Source organism: Scandinavium tedordense (assembly GCF_024764965.1).
GTDB classification, from domain to species: Bacteria; Pseudomonadota; Gammaproteobacteria; order Enterobacterales; family Enterobacteriaceae; genus Scandinavium; species Scandinavium tedordense.
This window is the reverse complement of sequence record NZ_JALIGG010000052.1, coordinates 212,968-231,881: the sequence shown is the minus strand read 5'-3', so window position 1 is coordinate 231,881 and position 18,914 is coordinate 212,968. Positions and strand designations below refer to the sequence as shown.

Genomic DNA, 18,914 nt, shown 5'->3' with positions numbered 1-18,914 from the left:
ACTTATGCAAAGCATGACCCCCACATCGCGATATCTTCAGGCCCTTAACGAGGGCAGTCATCAGCCCGATGACGTTCAGCGTGAGGCCGTCTCCCGGCTGGACACTATCTATCAGGAACTGATTCACCTTCCGGCGACAGCGGCTCCCGCCAGTAGTGGCCTACGAGCCAAGTTTGGCAAACTGCTGGGCAAGCGTGAATCGACGACAAACGCGCCGGTTCGCGGCTTATATATGTGGGGCGGCGTGGGGCGAGGCAAAACCTGGCTGATGGACATGTTCTATCAAAGCCTGCCGGGTGAACGGAAACAGCGCCTGCATTTCCATCGCTTTATGCTGCGAGTGCATGAAGAATTGATGGCGTTGCAGGGCCAAAGCGATCCGCTGGAAATCGTCGCGGACCGCTTTAAATCCGAAACCGACGTGCTGTGCTTTGACGAGTTCTTCGTTTCAGACATTACCGATGCGATGCTGCTCGGCGGCCTGATGAAAGCGCTATTCGCCCGCGGAATTACGCTGGTGGCCACGTCTAACATCCCGCCTGATGACCTGTACCGCAACGGCTTGCAGCGTGCGCGTTTCCTACCGGCCATCGAGGCTATTAAAGAACACTGCGACATCATGAACGTCGACGCCGGTATTGATTACCGCCTGCGTACGCTGACTCAGGCTCATCTGTGGCTGTCGCCGCTGAATGACGATACCCGCCAACAAATGGACAAACTGTGGCTGGCGCTGGCCGGTGTGAAGCGTGAGCAGATGCCGGTGCTGGAAATCAACCATCGTCCGCTGCCGACGCTTGGCGCAGAGAATCAGACCCTGGCGGTTTCGTTTGCGACGCTGTGCGTGAATGCCCGTAGCCAGCATGATTACATCGCGCTTTCGCGTCTGTTCCACACGGTCATGATGTTTGACGTGCCGGTGATGACGGCACTGATGGAAAGCGAAGCGCGTCGTTTTATTGCGTTAGTGGACGAATTTTACGAACGTCACGTGAAGCTAGTGGTCAGCGCGCAGGTGCCGTTGTATGACATCTATAAAGGAGAGCGTCTGAAGTTTGAATTCCAGCGCTGCCTTTCTCGATTACAGGAGATGCAAAGTGAAGAGTACCTCAAGCGTGAGCATCTGGCGGGTTAAAAACCGTTTCTAATCACAAAAAGGGGTCGACCTTTGAAGTCGACTTCTCTATAATCCTGCGACCCCACGTTACAACTAAAGTTTTTTTCCCAAAACTTTTGTCGTGCCGGCATAGGCTATTCGAAGGGGTAGGTTTGCTGGACAATGTCGTGTGAACCTCAACTTTTAAACGTTTGGGTGTTCACCAACGTGTAACTATTTATTGGGTAAGCTTTTAATGAAAACTTTTACAGCTAAACCAGAAACCGTACAGCGCGACTGGTATGTTGTTGACGCGACCGGTAAGACTCTGGGTCGTCTGGCTTCCGAACTGGCTCGTCGCCTGCGCGGTAAGCACAAAGCGGAATACACTCCGCACGTGGATACCGGTGACTACATCATCGTTCTGAACGCAGAAAAAGTTGCTGTAACCGGCAACAAGCGTGAAGACAAGGTGTATTACCATCACACCGGCCACATCGGCGGTATTAAAGAAGCGACCTTTGAAGAGATGATTGCCCGCCGTCCTGAGCGTGTAATTGAAATCGCGGTTAAAGGCATGCTGCCAAAAGGCCCGCTGGGTCGTGCTATGTACCGTAAACTGAAAGTTTACGCGGGTAACGAGCACAACCACGCGGCACAGCAACCGCAAGTTCTGGACATCTAATCGGGATTATGGCAATGGCTGAAAATCAATACTACGGCACTGGTCGCCGCAAAAGTTCCGCAGCTCGCGTGTTTATCAAACCGGGCAGCGGCAAAATCGTTATCAACCAACGTTCTCTGGAACAGTACTTCGGTCGTGAAACTGCCCGCATGGTAGTTCGTCAGCCGCTGGAACTGGTCGACATGGTTGAGAAACTGGATCTGTACATCACTGTTAAAGGTGGTGGTATCTCTGGTCAGGCTGGTGCGATCCGTCACGGTATCACCCGCGCTCTGATGGAGTACGACGAGTCCCTGCGTGGCGAACTGCGTAAAGCAGGCTTCGTTACTCGTGATGCTCGTAAAGTTGAACGTAAGAAAGTCGGCCTGCGTAAAGCACGTCGTCGTCCTCAGTTCTCCAAGCGTTAATTGTTTTTCTGCTTCGCGCAGAACAATTGGCGAAAAAACCCGCTTCGGCGGGTTTTTTTATGGATAAAATGGGCGTTATCCACAATCCCTGTCTCTCTTTTCAGCCTTTTTCAGCATTTCCAGAATCGCCTCACCACAAGGTCTGCAAAATCTGGTAAACTATCATCCAATTTTCTGCCCAAATGCGGGCGATTGTTCATTTTTTGTTTGTTTCGTTTGTGAACAGGAATGTCGTTCGACGCTTACGGGGCTTTACCACTGGCCGGTCACATGTCGTGGCAGGTAGCAGTAAAAAAATTCTGAATATACCTGGAGGTTTTCATGGCTGTCGCTGCCAACAAACGTTCGGTAATGACGCTGTTTTCTGGTCCTACTGACATCTATAGCCATCAGGTCCGCATTGTGCTGGCTGAAAAGGGTGTCAGTTTTGAAATTGAGCTCGTGGAAAAGGACAATCCACCTCAGGATCTGATTGACCTCAACCCGAATCAAAGCGTTCCGACACTGGTAGATCGCGAGCTGACCCTTTGGGAATCTCGCATCATTATGGAATATCTGGATGAGCGTTTCCCTCATCCGCCGCTGATGCCGGTTTACCCGGTTGCTCGCGGTGAAAGCCGTCTGTACATGCAACGCATCGAGAAAGACTGGTATACGCTTCTGCATACCGTCCAAAACGGTTCGGCAGCACAGGCTGATGCCGCGCGTAAGCAGCTGCGTGAAGAACTGCTGGCAATCGCGCCAGTATTCACTCAGAAGCCATATTTCCTGAGCGATGAGTTCAGCCTGGTCGATTGCTATCTGGCTCCGCTGCTCTGGCGTTTGCCAGTCATGGGTATCGAGCTGGTTGGTGCAGGTTCTAAAGAGATGAAAGCGTACATGACTCGCGTATTCGAACGTGATTCATTCCTCGCTTCCTTAACTGAACCCGAGCGTGAAATGCGTCTCGGTCGAGGCTAATTGAATGGAAGTGTCACAGCTGACTCCACGTCGTCCTTATCTGCTGCGGGCATTCTATGAATGGCTGCTGGATAACCAGCTGACGCCACATCTGGTGGTGGACGTGACGTTACCGGGAGTGCGTGTTCCAATGGAATACGCACGCGACGGGCAAATCGTTTTGAATATTGCCCCGCGAGCGGTGGGTAATCTGGAGCTTTCAAACGACGACGTGAGCTTTAATGCGCGCTTCGGCGGTGTGCCGCGTCAGGTTGAAGTGCCACTGGCAGCAGTGCTGGCTATCTACGCGCGTGAAAACGGCGCAGGTACCATGTTCGAACCGGAAGCGGCGTACGACGAAGACGTGACTCACGTCAACGACGACGCAGGCATCGGCGCGGAAAACGAAACGGTGATGTCGGTTATCGACGGTGACAAGCCAGACAGCGATGACGACAACGATCCAGACGATACGCCGCCTCCGCGCGGTGGCCGTCCGGCGCTTCGCGTTGTGAAGTAAATCCATAATCCAACAGGTCCTTCGGGGCCTGTTTTGTTATCTGTCCCACTTTCGCCAGCCTGAAAATCCTGTGTTACTCTATGGACTCGATGTCACATACTGTCACCTGGCCCCGATAACCGCTATGAACGCATTTGATCCTCAGGAAGAAGAGACTTCAGAAACCATTGGTCGCAGCCTGGGCCGTCGTCCGCTGGCGCGTAAAAAGCTGTCGGAAATGGTGGAAGAAGAGCTGGAACAGATGATCCGCCGTCGCGAGTTTGCTGAAGGCGAGCAGCTGCCCTCTGAGCGTGAGCTGATGACCTTCTTCAACGTTGGCCGTCCTTCGGTGCGCGAGGCATTAGCGGCGCTCAAGCGTAAAGGGCTGGTGCAAATCAACAACGGCGAACGCGCCCGAGTGTCACGCCCTTCTGCGGATACCATCATCAGCGAGCTTTCCGGCATGGCGAAAGATTTCCTCGCCCATCCTGGCGGCATCGCTCATTTCGAACAACTTCGCCTGTTTTTTGAATCAAGCCTGGTGCGCTACGCGGCTGAAAACGCCAGCGATGAGCAGGTTGAACGGTTGGCAAAAGCGCTGGAAATTAACAGCCAGTCGCTCGACGACAACACGCTGTTCATTCGCTCTGATGTGGATTTTCACCGCGTGCTGGCCGAAATTCCCGGCAACCCGATTTTCATGGCGATCCACGTTGCATTGCTGGACTGGCTGATTGCCGCCCGTCCGAAAGTGGCAGACAGCGAGCTGCATCACCACAACAATGTCAGCTACCAGGAACACATTGCGATCGTGGATGCGATTCGACGCCGCGATCCCGAAGATGCCGATCGCGCACTTCAGACCCATCTGAACAGCGTTTCCTCCACCTGGCACGCCTTAGGGCAGAGCAAAACGAAAAAATAACCCTCCGATCCTGACGATCGTTTAGTGAAGCAGATCGCAAGATAAGCTTTCCGTATTAGGTTGACGCATAAATGAGCTGGTATAACAGGTATAAAGGTATATCGTTAATGTTACATCACTTATCTGAGAGGTTTGTATGTCAGCCAATTTACGTGGAGTCATGGCCGCGTTGTTAACCCCGTTTACTCGCCAGCAGCAGTTGGATGAGCAAAGCCTGCGCCGTCTGGTGCGCTTTAACATTCAACAGGGGATCGATGGGCTCTATGTGGGCGGATCCACAGGAGAAGCGTTTGTGCAATCCGGGGCCGAACGTCAGCAGGTGCTGGAGATTGTGGCAGACGAAGCGAAAGGTCAGATCAAACTGATTGCTCACGTAGGTTGCGTCAGTACTGTAGAAAGTCAGCAGCTGGCACAGGCGGCGAAGCGCTCTGGTTATGATGCCGTCTCTGCGGTCACGCCGTTTTACTATCCGTTCAGCTTCGAAGAGCACTGCGATCATTACCGCGCCATCATTGATTCAGCGGACGGCCTGCCGATGGTGGTTTACAACATTCCTGCGTTGAGCGGCGTGAAGTTAAGCCTCGAACAGATAAATACGCTAGTGACCCTGCCGGGCGTAGGTGCGCTGAAACAAACTTCTGGCGATCTGTTTCAAATGGAGCAGATCCGCCGCGCGCACCCGAGTCTGGTGCTCTACAACGGCTACGATGAGATCTTCGCCTCCGGCCTGTTAGCCGGTGCCGATGGTGGAATTGGCAGCACGTACAATATCATGGGCTGGCGCTACCAGAATATCGTCAGCGCGCTGAAATCGGGTGACATGGCGCGGGCACAGCAGCTGCAAAGTGAATGCAACAAGGTTATCGATCTGCTTATTCAGACCGGCGTTTTCCGTGGCCTGAAGACGGTACTGCACTACATGGATGTGGTGGATGTTCCGCTGTGCCGCAAGCCGTTTGCCCCGGTGGATGAGACATTCCTGCCTGCGCTGAAGGCGCTGGCCAGCCAGCTGCAGCAGGAGATGGCTCAGCAGCGCTGACAGGTTGCCCGGCTCGCCGGGGAAAACCCCAATGAATACAGCGTGGGCGAAGCCCAACGCGGGAGAGTGACATGAGTATGACTACCCAAAACATCCCGTGGTACCGCCATCTCGACAGGGCGCAGTGGCGGGCGTTTACCGCCGCCTGGCTCGGTTATCTGCTCGATGGCTTCGATTTTGTACTGATGGCGCTAGTGCTCACTGAAGTGCAAAGCGAATTTGGCCTGACGACCGTTCAGGCTGCGAGCCTGATCTCTGCTGCGTTCATTTCGCGCTGGTTTGGCGGTCTGATGCTTGGCGCAATGGGCGATCGCTACGGGCGTCGTCTGGCGATGGTTACCAGTATCGTCCTGTTCTCGGTCGGGACGCTGGCCTGTGGTTTAGCCCCAGGTTTCACCACACTGTTTATCGCCCGCCTGGTTATCGGCATGGGCATGGCGGGAGAATACGGTTCAAGCGCCACCTACGTGATTGAGAGCTGGCCAAAGCATATGCGTAACAAGGCCAGCGGCTTTTTGATCTCCGGCTTCTCGGTGGGCGCAGTGGTTGCCGCGCAGGTCTACAGTCTGGTGGTTCCGGTGTGGGGCTGGCGTGCGCTGTTTTTGCTCGGTATTTTCCCGATTGTGTTCGCGCTATGGCTACGCAAAAACATTCCTGAAGCGGAAGACTGGAAGCAGAAACACGCCGGAAAAGCGCCGGTGCGCACCATGGTCGATATTCTGTATCGCGGCGATCACCGCTACATCAACTATTTTCTCACCGCCGTGGCGGCCACTTCGCTGTGGTTCTGTTTTTCCGGTGAATTGCGAAACGCGGGCATGATCCTGCTGCTGGGCTTAATCAGCGCCATCATTTTTATCAGCTTTATGGTTCAGAGCAGCGGTAAGCGTTGGCCTACCGGTGTGACGCTCATGGTGGTGGTGCTGTTCGCATTTCTGTATTCCTGGCCGATTCAGGCGTTGTTGCCAACTTACCTGAAAACCGAATTGGCTTACGATCATTCCACCGTGGCCCGCGTCCTGTTCTTTAGCGGATTTGGCGCGGCGGTTGGCTGCTGCGTCGGCGGTTTTCTCGGTGACTGGCTTGGGACCCGTAAAGCCTATGTTTGTAGTCTGCTGGCCTCACAAGTGCTGATAATTCCCGTGTTTGCGATCGGCGGCACCAACGTGTGGGTGCTCGGCCTGTTACTCTTTTTCCAGCAGATGCTGGGCCAGGGGATCTCGGGGATCTTGCCGAAACTGATCGGCGGCTACTTCGATACCGATCAACGTGCAGCCGGATTGGGCTTTACCTACAACGTCGGTGCGATGGGTGGGGCCATAGCCCCGGTGATCGGCGCTCTGATCGCGCAGAAGCTGGATCTTGGTACCGCGCTGGGATCGTTATCGTTTGGCCTGACCTTCGTCGTCATTTTGTTGATTGGCCTGGATATGCCGACGCGCGTACAGCGCTGGATCCGTCCGGAAGCGCTACGCACTCATGATGCCATCGATGGCAAGCCTTTTAGCGGCGCAGTGCTTTTGCGCGGCGGTAAAAGCAGTTTGATTAAACACCATGGAGATTAGGATGTCGTTACTTGCACAAATTGAGTCCACGATCGGTAACAACGGCGGGCTGATTGTCTCTTGCCAGCCGGTGCCGGGAAGCCCAATGGATAAGCCAGAGATTGTCGCTGCCATGGCGCTGGCGGCAGAACAGGCGGGTGCCGTGGCACTGCGTATCGAAGGCGTCGACAACCTGCGCGCCACGCATTCGCGAGTGACAATCCCAATCATAGGTATCATTAAACGCGACCTTTCTGATTCGCCGGTGCGGATCACGCCATTTATTGAGGATGTCGACGCGCTGGCTGAGGCTGGGGCCAGCATCATTGCTTTCGACGGAACGGATCGCGTCCGGCCCGTGGAGGTTAGCGCGATCCTGGCGAGGATCCACCATCACAATTTACTGGCAATGGCAGATTGTTCATCGCTGGAAGACGGGATGAAATGCCATCGTGAAGGTGCAGAGATTATCGGCTCGACGTTATCAGGCTACCTCGGTGGCCCGGTGCCGGATGAACCGGATCTGGCCCTGGTGAGTGCGCTCGCTAAAGCGGGCTGTCGGGTTATCGCTGAAGGACGCTATAACTCACCCGCGCTAGCCGCCCAAGCGATGCAGCACGGTGCGTGGGCCGTAACAGTAGGCTCAGCCATTACCCGGCTGGAGCACATCTGCCAGTGGTACCGTGATGCGTTAATAGAGGCGCAGTAATGATGCTGCTGGCGGTGGATATTGGCGGCACCAAACTGGCAGCGGCGCTCATCGATGACGACTTTCAGATAGTGGAACGTTACGAATGCCCCACGCCTGCCAGCAAAACGTCTCAGGCGCTTACCGCGAGCCTGGAAACGTTGCTTTCCTCATTGGCGCAGCGGGCGAAATGTGTGGCGGTCGCTTCCACGGGAATCATTCACCAGGGGATTTTAACGGCCATCAATCCGGCGAATCTCGGTGGACTGTTGCATTTTCCCTTACAGGAGACGGTTTCGCGTATCACCGGTTTACCTTGTCTGGTGCTGAATGATGCGCAGGCTGCGGCCTGGGCCGAATTTCAGGCACTGGATGAATCTATTGACGAGATGGCGTTTATCACCGTATCGACCGGCGTTGGCGGCGGGATCGTCAGCCGTGGAAAGCTATTGATGGGCAGCGGTGGTCTGGCCGGACATCTGGGTCACACGCTGGCGGATCCTAACGGACCGCGCTGTGGCTGCGGGCGTATCGGCTGCGTGGAGGCAATCGCCTCCGGGCGTGGAATTGCCGCCGCGGCGCAAGGCCATCTGGCCGGACTGGATGCAAAAGCGATATTTGCCAAAGCACGTGAAGGAGATGCACAAGCGCAGAGCCTGATGCACCGCTCCGCTCAGGTGCTGGCGAGGCTGATTGCCGATGTCAAAGCTGTGACCGATTGTCAGCGTGTCGTGATGGGCGGTAGCGTCGGCCTGGCGGACGGCTACTTAGCGCTGGTTGCTGACTACCTTTCACAAGAACCGTCGGTATATCAGGTAAAGCTGCAAGCCGCACATTACCGGCATGATGCCGGATTGCTGGGTGCAGCGATGCTAGCACAGTCATAAAAAAACCCGGAAGCTTGCGCTCTCCGGGCTTTTATTTCATCCGTCGTTACTCTGGCGGATTACACTTCCAGGTAGTTCAAGATGCCGTCAGCCGCTTTGCGACCTTCTGCAATGGCGGTAACCACCAGGTCAGAACCACGCACGATATCACCACCGGCGAAGATTTTCGGGTTGCTGGTCTGGAAGGCGTTTTCGTTGCCTTCTGGCGCGATCACGCGGCCCTGAGAATCCAGTTCGACGCTGTGTTTCGCCAACCATTCCATGCTGTGAGGACGGAAACCGAACGCCATCACCACCGCATCGGCAGGCACAACGTGCTCGGAACCGGCCACGATTTCTGCGCGACGACGGCCTTTGGCATCAGGCGCACCCATTTCGGTACGCGCCATTTTCACGCCGCTAACTTTACCGTTGGCATTCACTTCTACGCCCAACGGCTGCACGTTGAACTGGAATTCCACGCCTTCTTCACGCGCATTTTTCACTTCGCGGCGAGAGCCTGGCATGTTTTCTTCGTCACGACGGTAAGCACAGGTTACGTGCGTTGCACCCTGGCGAATGGAGGTGCGTACGCAATCCATCGCGGTATCACCGCCGCCCAGAACCACCACGCGTTTGCCTTCCATATTCACGTACGGCTCTTCTGCAGACTCACCGAAGCCCATCATCTGTTTGGTATTGGCAATCAGGAACGGCAGGGCGTCAAACACGCCATTCGCATCCTCATTCTCCAGTCCACCGCGCATTGACTGATAGGTGCCGACGCCGAGGAACACCGAATCGTAATCTTTCAGCAGATCGTCGATTTGTACATCACGGCCCACTTCGATATTGAGTTTGAACTCAATACCCATGTCGGTGAAGATTTCACGGCGACGGGTCATGACTTCTTTTTCCAGCTTGAAGGCCGGAATACCGAAAGTCAGCAGGCCGCCGATTTCTGGATGACGATCGAAGACCACGGCTTTCACCCCGTTACGGGTCAGCACGTCGGCACAGGCCAGGCCTGCCGGACCCGCGCCGATAATCGCCACGCGTTTGTCGGTTTGCTTTACGCCGGTCATGTCCGGGCGCCAGCCCATTTCGAACGCTTTATCATTGATATAGCGCTCGATGTTGCCGATGGTCACTGCGCCGAACTCGTCGTTCAGCGTACAGGAGCCTTCACACAGCCGGTCCTGCGGGCACACGCGGCCACACACTTCCGGCAGGGTGTTGGTCTGATGCGACAGTTCCGCCGCTTCAAAAATACGCCCTTCGTTGGCGAGCTTCAGCCAGTTCGGGATGTAGTTGTGGACCGGACATTTCCACTCACAGTAAGGGTTGCCGCAGGACAGGCAGCGGTCTGCCTGTGCTTTAGCCTGGCCTTCGGAGAACGTCTCGTAGATCTCAACAAATTCAATTTTACGGATCTTCAGCGGTTTCTTTGGCGGATCAACGCGCTGCAAGTCGATAAACTGATAAACATTCTGACTCATCGATTTTCCTTACTGCGCCTGCACACGCAATTCTGCGGCGCTACGACTACGGTGACCCAACAGTGCTTTGACATCGCTGGACTTCGGTTTAACCAGGGCGAATTTCGCGGAGAATGCAGGCCAGTTAGCCAGAATTTCTTCGCCGCGCTGGGAGCCGGTGAGCTGTACATGTTCGGTAATCAGCCCGCGCAGATGTTCTTCGTGAATGGCGAGAGAGTCTACGTCCAGCACTTCTACCAGTTCCGGGTTCACGCGTTTGCGGAAATCACCGTTTTCATCCAGCACGTAGGCGAAACCACCGGTCATGCCTGCGCCAAAGTTGACGCCGGTTTTGCCCAGTACGCAGACGATGCCACCGGTCATGTATTCACAACCGTTATCGCCGATGCCTTCAACCACGGTGATTGCCCCGGAGTTACGCACGGCGAAACGTTCACCCGCACGGCCCGCAGCATACAGACGACCACCGGTCGCACCGTACAGACAGGTATTGCCGATGATGCTGGCTTCGTGGCTGCGGAAGGCGGAACCGACCGGAGGACGAATGGCCAGCAGGCCGCCTGCCATGCCTTTGCCGACGTAGTCGTTGGCATCGCCGGTCAGGTACAGTTCAACGCCGCCTGCGTTCCACACGCCGAAGCTCTGGCCTGCGGTGCCGCTGAAGTGCGCTTTAATTGGATCGGAAGCCAGACCCTGGTCGCCGTGCGTCTGAGCGATATAGCCCGATAGCGTAGCGCCCACGGAACGGTCGGTGTTGCGAATATCAAACCAGAACGTTTTGCTCTGCTTGTCATCGACAAACGGCTTCGCCTGCTGCAACAACTGCGCGTTCAGCACGCCGTTATCAAACGGCGGGTTGTGCTTAGTGCAGTGCAGCGCTTTGCCCGGATGCGGCTCAGCGGTTTCCAGCAGTTTCGACAGGTCCAGCTTCTGCTGTTTGGCGGTGAAGCCTTCCAGCTCTTTGAGCAAGTCGGTGCGACCAATCAGGTCTACCAGACGCTTCACGCCCAGTTGTGCCATCAGCTCGCGGGTTTCTCGGGCGATGAATTCAAAGTAGTTAGTCACTTTGAACGGCAGGCCGTGATAGTGGTTCTTACGCAGTTTTTCGTCCTGAGTTGCCACGCCCGTTGCGCAGTTGTTCAGGTGACAAATACGCAGGTATTTACAGCCCAGCGCCACCATTGGGCCGGTGCCGAAGCCGAAGCTTTCTGCACCGAGAATAGCCGCTTTGATAATGTCGAGGCCGGTCTTCAGGCCGCCATCCACCTGCAAACGTATTTTATGACGCAGACCGTTAGCGACCAATGCCTGTTGAGTTTCCACCAGGCCCAGTTCCCACGGACAACCCGCGTATTTCACGGAGGAAAGCGGGCTGGCGCCAGTCCCACCGTCGTAACCAGCGATGGTAATCAGGTCGGCATAGGCTTTCGCCACACCGGTGGCGATGGTGCCCACGCCCGGTTCGGAAACCAGCTTCACGGAAATCATCGCTTTCGGGTTGACCTGTTTCAGGTCGAAAATCAGCTGCGCCAAATCCTCGATAGAGTAGATATCGTGGTGCGGCGGCGGGGAAATCAGGGTCACACCCGGCACGGAATAACGCAGTTTGGCGATGTACGGTGTGACTTTATCACCCGGTAACTGACCGCCTTCACCCGGTTTTGCACCCTGGGCGACTTTAATTTGAATCACATCAGCGTTCATCAGATACGCAGGTGTGACGCCGAAACGACCGGAAGCCACCTGCTTGATGCGAGATACTTTGTTGGTGCCATAGCGTGCAGGATCTTCGCCGCCTTCACCGGAGTTAGAGTTACCGCCGATGCTGTTCATGGCTTCCGCCAGTGCTTCGTGGGCCTCCGGGCTCAGGGCGCCGATGGACATTGCCGCGGTGTCGAAACGTTTGAACAGTTCGGTCGCAGGCTCAACGTCGTTGATGCTGACTGCGTCAGTCCCCGGATTGATTGCCAGAAGATCGCGCAGCGTCGCCGCCGGGCGTTCGTTAACCAGCTTAGAATACTGCTGATAATCGCTGTATTCACCGCTCTGTACTGCCTTTTGCAGGGTATTAACCACGTCCGGGTTGTAGGCGTGATATTCGCCGCCGTGGACGTATTTCAGCAAACCACCCTGTTCGAGCGGCTTACGTGCCAGCCAGGCACGTTTGGACAGGTTCAACAGATCCTGTTGGAAGTCATCAAAGCCTGCACCGCCGATACGGCTGACCACGCCCTGGAAGCAGAGGTCTGACACGTCATCGTGCAGGCCAACGGCTTCAAACAGCTTCGAGCAGCGGTAAGAGGCGATAGTCGAAATGCCCATTTTGGACATGATTTTGTACAGGCCTTTGTTGATGCCGTTACGGTAGTTAAGCATCACATGGCGGTAATCTTTTTCGATAGCTTTGCTGTCAACCAGCTTCGCCAGTGTTTCATAGGCGAGATACGGGTAAACCGCAGTCGCGCCAAAGCCTAACAGCACGGCAAAGTGGTGCGGATCGCGGGCGCTGGCGGTTTCAACGATGATGTTGGCATCGCAACGCAGGCTCTTATCAACCAGGCGAGTCTGAATCGCACCTACGGCCATCGGAGCCGGAACCGGCAGACGGTTTTTAGCGATGTTACGGTCAGACAGCACCAGCAGCACGGTACCGTTACGTACCATCTGCTCAGCTTTATCACACAGCGCGTTGACGGTTGCTTCCAGGTTCGTATCGGTCACGTCGTAGGTGATATCCAGCGTGTCGGCCCGGTAGTGATCTTCCGTCAGTGTGGTCAGCTGTTTGAAATCGGAGTACAGCAGAATCGGCGATTTGAAGCTCAGACGGTGTGCCTGGCCTTCCGCTTCGCAGAAGACGTTCATTTCACGGCCGATGCTGGTGGCGAGCGACATTACGTGCGCTTCACGCAGCGGATCGATTGGCGGGTTGGTCACCTGCGCAAACTGCTGGCGGAAGTAGTCGTAAATGATGCGCGGCTGGCTGGAGAGCACGGCAAACGGGGTATCGTCACCCATTGAGCCGACCGCTTCCTGACCGTTTTCACCCAGCACGCGAATAACCGAATCCAGCTCTTCCGCGCTGTAGTTAAACTGTTTCTGGTAGCTGGCGAGCATATCGTCGTCCAGCTCGCGGCTGCCTACGTCGGAGTCTGGCAAATCTTCAAACGGTACCAGGCGGCGGACGTTTTTCTCCATCCACTCTTTGTACGGATGACGAATTTTCAGGTCGTGATCGGTTTCCGCGGAGTGCAGAATGCGGCCCGCACGGGTGTCGATAACCATCAGCTCGCCAGGACCAACGCGACCTTTTTCCACCACTTCGTCCGGCTGGTAATCCCAGATCCCGACTTCAGAGGCGCAGGTGATGAGCTTGTCTTTGGTGATGACGTAGCGCGCCGGGCGCAGACCGTTACGGTCAAGGTTACAGGCTGCGTAACGACCATCGGACATGACGATGCCCGCCGGGCCGTCCCACGGCTCCATGTGCATGGAGTTGAAGTCGAAGAACGCTCGCAGATCCGGGTCCATGTCCGGGTTGTTCTGCCAGGCTGGCGGCACAAGCAGACGCATGGCGCGCACGATATCCATCCCACCGGCCAACAGCAGTTCGAGCATGTTGTCCATGGAGCTGGAGTCGGAGCCGGTTTCGTTCACGAACGGCGCGGCATCATGCAAATCCGGGATCAGCGGGGTCTGGAATTTGTAGGTACGGGCACGCGCCCACTGGCGGTTACCGGTAATGGTGTTGATTTCACCGTTGTGCGCCAGGTAGCGGAACGGCTGAGCCAGCGGCCAGCGCGGCACGGTGTTGGTAGAGAAGCGCTGGTGGAACAGGCAAATGGCCGATTCCAGACGCAGGTCCGCCAGGTCCAGGTAGAAGCGCGGCAAATCCGCCGGCATACACAGACCTTTATAGATATTGACCAGGTTTGACAGGCTACAGATGTAGAAGTCTTTGTCTTCCTGAATACGCTTTTCAATACGGCGACGGGCGATGAACAGACGGCGTTCCATATCACGCGGACGCCAGCCAGCCGGAGCGTTAACAAAAATTTGTTCGATACGAGGCAGCGAGGAGAGGGCGATTTCACCGAGCACCCCTTCGTTGGTTGGCACTTCGCGCCAGCCGACAATGGACAGGGTTTCACGCTGAAGTTCTTCTTCAACCACACGACGCGAAGCTGCAGCGAGCTCGGCGTCTTTATTAAGGAACAGCATGCCGACCGCGTAGTTTTTAGCTAAGCGCCAGCCACGATCTTCGGCCACGAGGCGGAAGAAACGATCAGGTTTTTGCAGCAGCAGGCCACAACCGTCACCGGTTTTACCATCGGCGAGGATCGCTCCACGGTGCTGCATACGGGCCAGTGCGTGAATGGCGGTACGCACTACCTTGTGGCTAGGTTCGCCTTCTATGTGGGCGATCAGGCCGAAACCACAGTTATCCCTCTCAAGGGATTTATCGTACAACATATCAGTGAACCTCCCCAGGCTCTACGAGACACACTCTGGACCGTTGCGCGCAGGCGTAGAAAGAGCAAGGCGGCGGGGCACAGGCCACGCATTCGCCCTCTCAAAATCCTTTCGCATCGGTAAACAAGTATTGCGGACTTGCTTCAGAGGGAATCTCAATTACTGCATAAATATGATGAGCAGGCTGCTCATCGAGAAAGCTTCCAGCGGATCCTCAAGTTATCGGGAATCCGCACACAGGTCAAATGGCAATCTTATTTATACAAAAATGTGCTACATGCATGTTAACCATATGATTACTATCAATATTAGTGATTTTTAACAATGTATTTACCCTCAGCGAACCGGCTGCTGAATGTGATCTCTCTCACTATATGAAAGCGCTATTATGGCGGATCTGTGCTGAGTGGCTTTTTTATCACAGAATAATATTCTGCCCAGGGGCGTGAATCCCCATGATGACACTGTTTTTCATCTGGCACGGTAATAGTGAAAAATCGAGGGGCAACATAAGGAAAAGTAATCACCGGAGTGGTGAATGAAATTGCAGTTATCTTGAGTTGTTATGCAATGGGTGTGACATGTCCGGAGCGTTTGATCCAGGTCAGCGCCGAAAGAGACTAAAAATGGCAGGCTTTGCACCTCTTCGAAAGGTGCGGTCTATCAGATTATGCAGTTACAGAAATTAGTCAATATGTTTGGTGGGGATCTTATGCGTCGCCATGGCGAAAAGGTGCATAAGCTGACCCTGCATGGCGGTTTTAGCTGCCCGAATCGCGATGGCACAATTGGCCGTGGCGGCTGCACCTTCTGTAATGTGGCGTCGTTTGCTGATGAGGCACAGCAGCACCGCTCCATTGCGGAACAACTGGTGCACCAGGCGCATTTGGTGAACCGCGCTAAACGTTATCTCGCGTATTTTCAGGCTTATACCAGCACCTTTGCGGAAGTGCAGGTGCTACGGTCGATGTATCAGCAAGCGGTCAGTCAGACGAATATTGTTGGGTTATGCGTGGGCACGCGCCCGGATTGCGTACCCGAGGCGGTGTTGGATTTACTCAGTGAATATAAAGATAAGGGCTACGAAGTGTGGCTCGAACTCGGTTTGCAGAGCGCACAGGATAAAACCCTACATCGCATCAATCGTGGGCATGATTTTACCTGTTACCAGGCCACCACGCGTCTGGCACGCGAACGCGGGCTGAAAGTGTGTACGCATCTGATTGTCGGGCTACCGGGTGAAGGGCAGTCGGAATGTATGCAGACACTCGAAAAAGTGGTTGAGACCGGTGTCGATGGCATTAAGCTGCATCCATTACACATCGTGACCGGCAGCATCATGGCGAAAGCCTGGCAAGCGGGCAGGCTGAAAGGCATTGAGCTGGATGAATACACCCTGACGGCGGGCGAAATGATCCGCCACACGCCGCCGGAAGTTGTCTATCACCGCATTTCCGCGAACGCACGTCGTCCGACGCTGCTTGCCCCGCTGTGGTGTGAGAACCGCTGGACTGGAATGCTGGAACTGGACCGCTATCTTAACGAGCATGGCGTGCAGGGCTCGGCGCTTGGTCAGCCTTTCATCCCTTTCACTGACGCATAACCCCTATTATCACCGCATTTTTCGCACAACCTTCAACGCGTTGCTCAGAATTGGGTATTATTGAGCGACGTTGTGGTGAAGGAAATCCCTATGAAGCAAATCCGAATGCTTGCGCAGTACTATGTCGACCTGATGATGAAGCTCGGCCTGGTACGCTTCTCGCTGCTGCTGGCGTTGGCGCTGGTGGTGTTAGCCATCGTGGTACAGATGGCGGTGACGATGGTGCTGCACGGCCAGGTCGAGAGTATTGATGTTATCCGCTCCATTTTCTTTGGGCTGTTGATCACGCCCTGGGCGGTTTATTTTCTCTCGGTGGTGGTCGAGCAACTGGAAGAATCTCGCCAGCGTCTTACGCGTTTGGTCGAAAAGCTGGAAGAGATGCGCGACCGTGACCTGAAGCTGAATGTGCAGTTGAAAGACAATATTGCGCAGCTTAATCAGGAAATCACCGATCGCGAAAAGGCGGAAGCCGAACGTCAGACCACGCTGGAACAGCTAAAAATCGAAATGAAAGAGCGCGAACAGACGCAAATACAGCTCGAGCAGCAGTCGTCTTTCCTGCGTTCGTTCCTTGATGCCTCGCCAGACCTGGTGTTTTACCGCAACGAAGACAAAGAGTTTTCCGGCTGTAACCGGGCGATGGAGCTGTTGACCGGTAAAAGCGAAAAACAACTGGTAAATCTCAAACCTCTTGACGTGTACTCTCCAGAAGCCGCAGCCAAAGTCATTGAAACCGATGAGAAAGTATTCCGCCACAATGTTTCGCTGACCTACGAACAGTGGCTGGATTATCCCGATGGGCGTAAAGCCTGCTTCGAAATTCGTAAAGTGCCGTATTACGACCGGGTCGGGAAGCGCCACGGTCTGATGGGCTTTGGGCGCGATATAACGGAACGTAAACGCTATCAGGACGCCCTTGAACGCGCCAGCCGCGATAAGACCACCTTTATTTCTACCATCAGCCACGAGCTGCGTACGCCGCTCAACGGCATCGTCGGCCTGAGCCGTATCCTGCTGGATACTGAATTGACGTCCGAGCAGGAGAAATACCTGAAAACCATCCATGTTTCGGCGGTCACGCTGGGTAATATCTTCAACGATATTATCGATATGGATAAGATGGAACGGCGTAAAGTTCAGTTGGATAACCAGCCTATTGATTTCACTGGTTTCCTGGCTGACCTGGAAAACCTCTCTGGCCTGCAGGCGCAGCAAAAAGGGCTGCGTTTCGTGATGGATCCAACGCTGCCATTGCCGCATAAAGTGATAACCGATGGCACCCGCCTGCGGCAGATCCTGTGGAATCTGATCAGCAACGCGGTCAAATTTACCCAGCAGGGTAACGTGTCGGTTCGCGTGCGGTACGATGGAGGTGACATGTTGCGCTTCGAAGTGGAAGACTCCGGGATTGGCATCCCGCAGGAAGAACAGGACAAAATTTTCGCGATGTATTACCAGGTGAAAGACAGCCAGGGTGGAAAGCCGGCGACGGGGACCGGGATTGGTCTGGCTGTTTCGCGTCGTCTGGCGAAGAGCATGGGCGGCGATATCACTGTTTCCAGCCAGCCAGGCAGTGGCTCAACCTTTACGCTAACCGTTCATGCGCCTGCCATCGCGGAAGAAGTGGAAGACACCCTTGCCGACGATGATATGCCGCTACCGGCCTTGCATGTGTTGCTGGTGGAAGACATTGAGCTGAACGTGATTGTGGCGCGTTCGGTGCTGGAAAAACTCGGTAACAGCGTAGACGTGGCGATGACCGGCAAAGAGGCGCTGGAGATGTTTTCGCCCTCTGATTACGATTTGGTACTGTTGGATATTCAGCTGCCGGACATGACCGGCCTGGATATTTCTCGTGAGCTGAAACAGCGTTATCACGCTGACGAGCTACCGCCGCTGGTGGCGCTGACGGCCAACGTGCTGAAGGACAAAAAAGAGTATCTGGATGCGGGAATGGATGACGTGTTGAGCAAGCCGCTGGCCGTTCCCGCATTGACCGCGATCATCCAAAAATTCTGGGATACCCCTGACGACGAGGAAAGCAGCGTGACCATGACCGATAGCAACAAATCAAGCAGCATTCTGGACACCGACATGCTCCAGCAGTACATCGACCTGGTGGGCCCACAGCTCATCACCGACGGTCTGGCGGTGTTCGAGAAGATGATGCCTGGATATCTGGCGGTGCTGGAATCAAATCTGACCGCGCGTGACCAGAAAGGCATTGTTGAAGAAGGGCATAAAATCAAAGGCGCCGCGGGCTCGATTGGTTTACGTCATATTCAGCAGCTTGGGCAACAGATTCAATCTCCGGATCTTCCGGCCTGGTGGGATAACGTGGGTGAATGGGTTGAAGAGATGAAAACGGAATGGCAGCAGGATGCCGCTACCCTGAAAGCGTGGGTCGCAAGCCGATAAAAAATGACCCCGGTCAAGCCGGGGTGCGCGAATACTGCGCCAACACCAGGGAAAACGTGGCTGCGCCTCGATAGTTTTAAGAGTGTTGAACAGACGCGGCCTGAGAATTTAGGCTGCACGTTCATTAAGATAGCAAAACTTAAATTATTTGTTACGTAAATCAGTTAAATGTGTGAAGCATGGCGGTTAAATCAAAATAACTGATGGGCTTCACGCGGTTGCAAAAAGGAACGCAG

At 54.9% G+C, this 18,914-nt stretch carries 14 protein-coding genes; 12 read left to right on the top strand and 2 right to left on the bottom strand.

Annotated features, from left to right (window positions below; all coding sequences use genetic code 11):
* Window positions 1–4: 4 nt before the first annotated feature.
* The 10 genes from zapE to nanK all read left to right on the top strand — a co-directional run bounded on the left by zapE (window position 5) and on the right by nanK (window position 8,709).
* Complete coding sequence (gene zapE, locus MUU46_RS07485) at window positions 5–1,135, top strand: cell division protein ZapE (protein WP_159760299.1); 1,131 nt, start codon at window positions 5–7, stop codon at window positions 1,133–1,135.
* A 217-nt stretch (window positions 1,136–1,352) separates the two neighbouring features.
* Window positions 1,353–1,781, top strand: coding sequence for a 50S ribosomal protein L13 (rplM, locus tag MUU46_RS07480; RefSeq protein ID WP_110510601.1), 429 nt, complete (start codon window positions 1,353–1,355; stop codon window positions 1,779–1,781).
* A gap of 14 nt (window positions 1,782–1,795) precedes the next feature.
* Window positions 1,796–2,188: a 30S ribosomal protein S9 gene (gene rpsI, locus MUU46_RS07475; protein WP_110510651.1), complete on the top strand. Its 393-nt coding sequence runs from the start codon at window positions 1,796–1,798 to the stop codon at window positions 2,186–2,188.
* 321 nt (window positions 2,189–2,509) lie between these two features.
* Window positions 2,510–3,148: a stringent starvation protein SspA gene (gene sspA, locus MUU46_RS07470; protein WP_125352499.1), complete on the top strand. Its 639-nt coding sequence runs from the start codon at window positions 2,510–2,512 to the stop codon at window positions 3,146–3,148.
* A 4-nt stretch (window positions 3,149–3,152) separates the two neighbouring features.
* Window positions 3,153–3,647, top strand: a complete 495-nt coding sequence (gene sspB / locus MUU46_RS07465; protein ID WP_258965221.1) for a ClpXP protease specificity-enhancing factor — start codon at window positions 3,153–3,155, stop codon at window positions 3,645–3,647.
* A gap of 115 nt (window positions 3,648–3,762) precedes the next feature.
* Entirely contained in the window at window positions 3,763–4,551 is a 789-nt protein-coding gene (nanR, locus tag MUU46_RS07460) for a transcriptional regulator NanR (RefSeq protein ID WP_159760377.1), read from the top strand.
* Window positions 4,552–4,687: 136 nt separating this feature from the next.
* The gene (gene nanA, locus MUU46_RS07455) at window positions 4,688–5,590 is read left to right on the top strand and encodes an N-acetylneuraminate lyase (RefSeq protein ID WP_159760295.1); all 903 of its coding nucleotides are present in this window, start codon (window positions 4,688–4,690) and stop codon (window positions 5,588–5,590) included.
* Window positions 5,591–5,661: 71 nt separating this feature from the next.
* Window positions 5,662–7,155: an MFS transporter gene (locus MUU46_RS07450; protein ID WP_258965220.1), complete on the top strand. Its 1,494-nt coding sequence runs from the start codon at window positions 5,662–5,664 to the stop codon at window positions 7,153–7,155.
* 1 nt (window position 7,156) lies between these two features.
* Window positions 7,157–7,843, top strand: coding sequence for an N-acetylmannosamine-6-phosphate 2-epimerase (locus tag MUU46_RS07445; protein WP_258965219.1), 687 nt, complete (start codon window positions 7,157–7,159; stop codon window positions 7,841–7,843).
* Window positions 7,843–8,709: an N-acetylmannosamine kinase gene (nanK, locus tag MUU46_RS07440; RefSeq protein ID WP_258965218.1), complete on the top strand. Its 867-nt coding sequence runs from the start codon at window positions 7,843–7,845 to the stop codon at window positions 8,707–8,709. Before MUU46_RS07445 ends, nanK begins: the two co-directional genes overlap by 1 nt.
* Before the next feature lie 59 nt (window positions 8,710–8,768).
* On the opposite strand, the gene MUU46_RS07435 is transcribed toward nanK, so the two are convergent.
* Window positions 8,769–10,187: a glutamate synthase small subunit gene (locus MUU46_RS07435; RefSeq protein WP_159760287.1), complete on the bottom strand. Its 1,419-nt coding sequence runs from the start codon at window positions 10,185–10,187 to the stop codon at window positions 8,769–8,771.
* 9 nt (window positions 10,188–10,196) lie between these two features.
* Entirely contained in the window at window positions 10,197–14,657 is a 4,461-nt protein-coding gene (gene gltB, locus MUU46_RS07430; RefSeq protein WP_258965217.1) for a glutamate synthase large subunit, read from the bottom strand.
* 670 nt (window positions 14,658–15,327) lie between these two features.
* Between gltB and mnmL the strand changes: the two genes are divergently transcribed.
* The gene (gene mnmL / locus MUU46_RS07425) at window positions 15,328–16,260 is read left to right on the top strand and encodes a tRNA modification radical SAM protein MnmL/YtqA (protein WP_258965216.1); all 933 of its coding nucleotides are present in this window, start codon (window positions 15,328–15,330) and stop codon (window positions 16,258–16,260) included.
* A 90-nt stretch (window positions 16,261–16,350) separates the two neighbouring features.
* Window positions 16,351–18,678, top strand: a complete 2,328-nt coding sequence (gene arcB / locus MUU46_RS07420) for an aerobic respiration two-component sensor histidine kinase ArcB (RefSeq protein ID WP_159760281.1) — start codon at window positions 16,351–16,353, stop codon at window positions 18,676–18,678.
* Window positions 18,679–18,914 lie beyond the last annotated feature (236 nt).

Bases quoted from the DNA above. Each gene is read 5' to 3' on its own strand.
- gltB (WP_258965217.1), bottom strand. From the start codon at position 14,657: ATGTTGTACGATAAATCCCTTGAGAGGGATAACTGTGGTTTCGGCCTG.
- rplM (WP_110510601.1), top strand. From the start codon at position 1,353: ATGAAAACTTTTACAGCTAAACCAGAAACCGTACAGCGCGACTGGTAT.
- sspB (WP_258965221.1), top strand. From the start codon at position 3,153: ATGGAAGTGTCACAGCTGACTCCACGTCGTCCTTATCTGCTGCGGGCA.
- zapE (WP_159760299.1), top strand. From the start codon at position 5: ATGCAAAGCATGACCCCCACATCGCGATATCTTCAGGCCCTTAACGAG.
- nanK (WP_258965218.1), top strand. From the start codon at position 7,843: ATGATGCTGCTGGCGGTGGATATTGGCGGCACCAAACTGGCAGCGGCG.
- MUU46_RS07450 (WP_258965220.1), top strand. From the start codon at position 5,662: ATGAGTATGACTACCCAAAACATCCCGTGGTACCGCCATCTCGACAGG.
- mnmL (WP_258965216.1), top strand. From the start codon at position 15,328: ATGCAGTTACAGAAATTAGTCAATATGTTTGGTGGGGATCTTATGCGT.
- sspA (WP_125352499.1), top strand. From the start codon at position 2,510: ATGGCTGTCGCTGCCAACAAACGTTCGGTAATGACGCTGTTTTCTGGT.
- MUU46_RS07435 (WP_159760287.1), bottom strand. From the start codon at position 10,187: ATGAGTCAGAATGTTTATCAGTTTATCGACTTGCAGCGCGTTGATCCG.
- MUU46_RS07445 (WP_258965219.1), top strand. From the start codon at position 7,157: ATGTCGTTACTTGCACAAATTGAGTCCACGATCGGTAACAACGGCGGG.
- arcB (WP_159760281.1), top strand. From the start codon at position 16,351: ATGAAGCAAATCCGAATGCTTGCGCAGTACTATGTCGACCTGATGATG.
- rpsI (WP_110510651.1), top strand. From the start codon at position 1,796: ATGGCTGAAAATCAATACTACGGCACTGGTCGCCGCAAAAGTTCCGCA.
- nanA (WP_159760295.1), top strand. From the start codon at position 4,688: ATGTCAGCCAATTTACGTGGAGTCATGGCCGCGTTGTTAACCCCGTTT.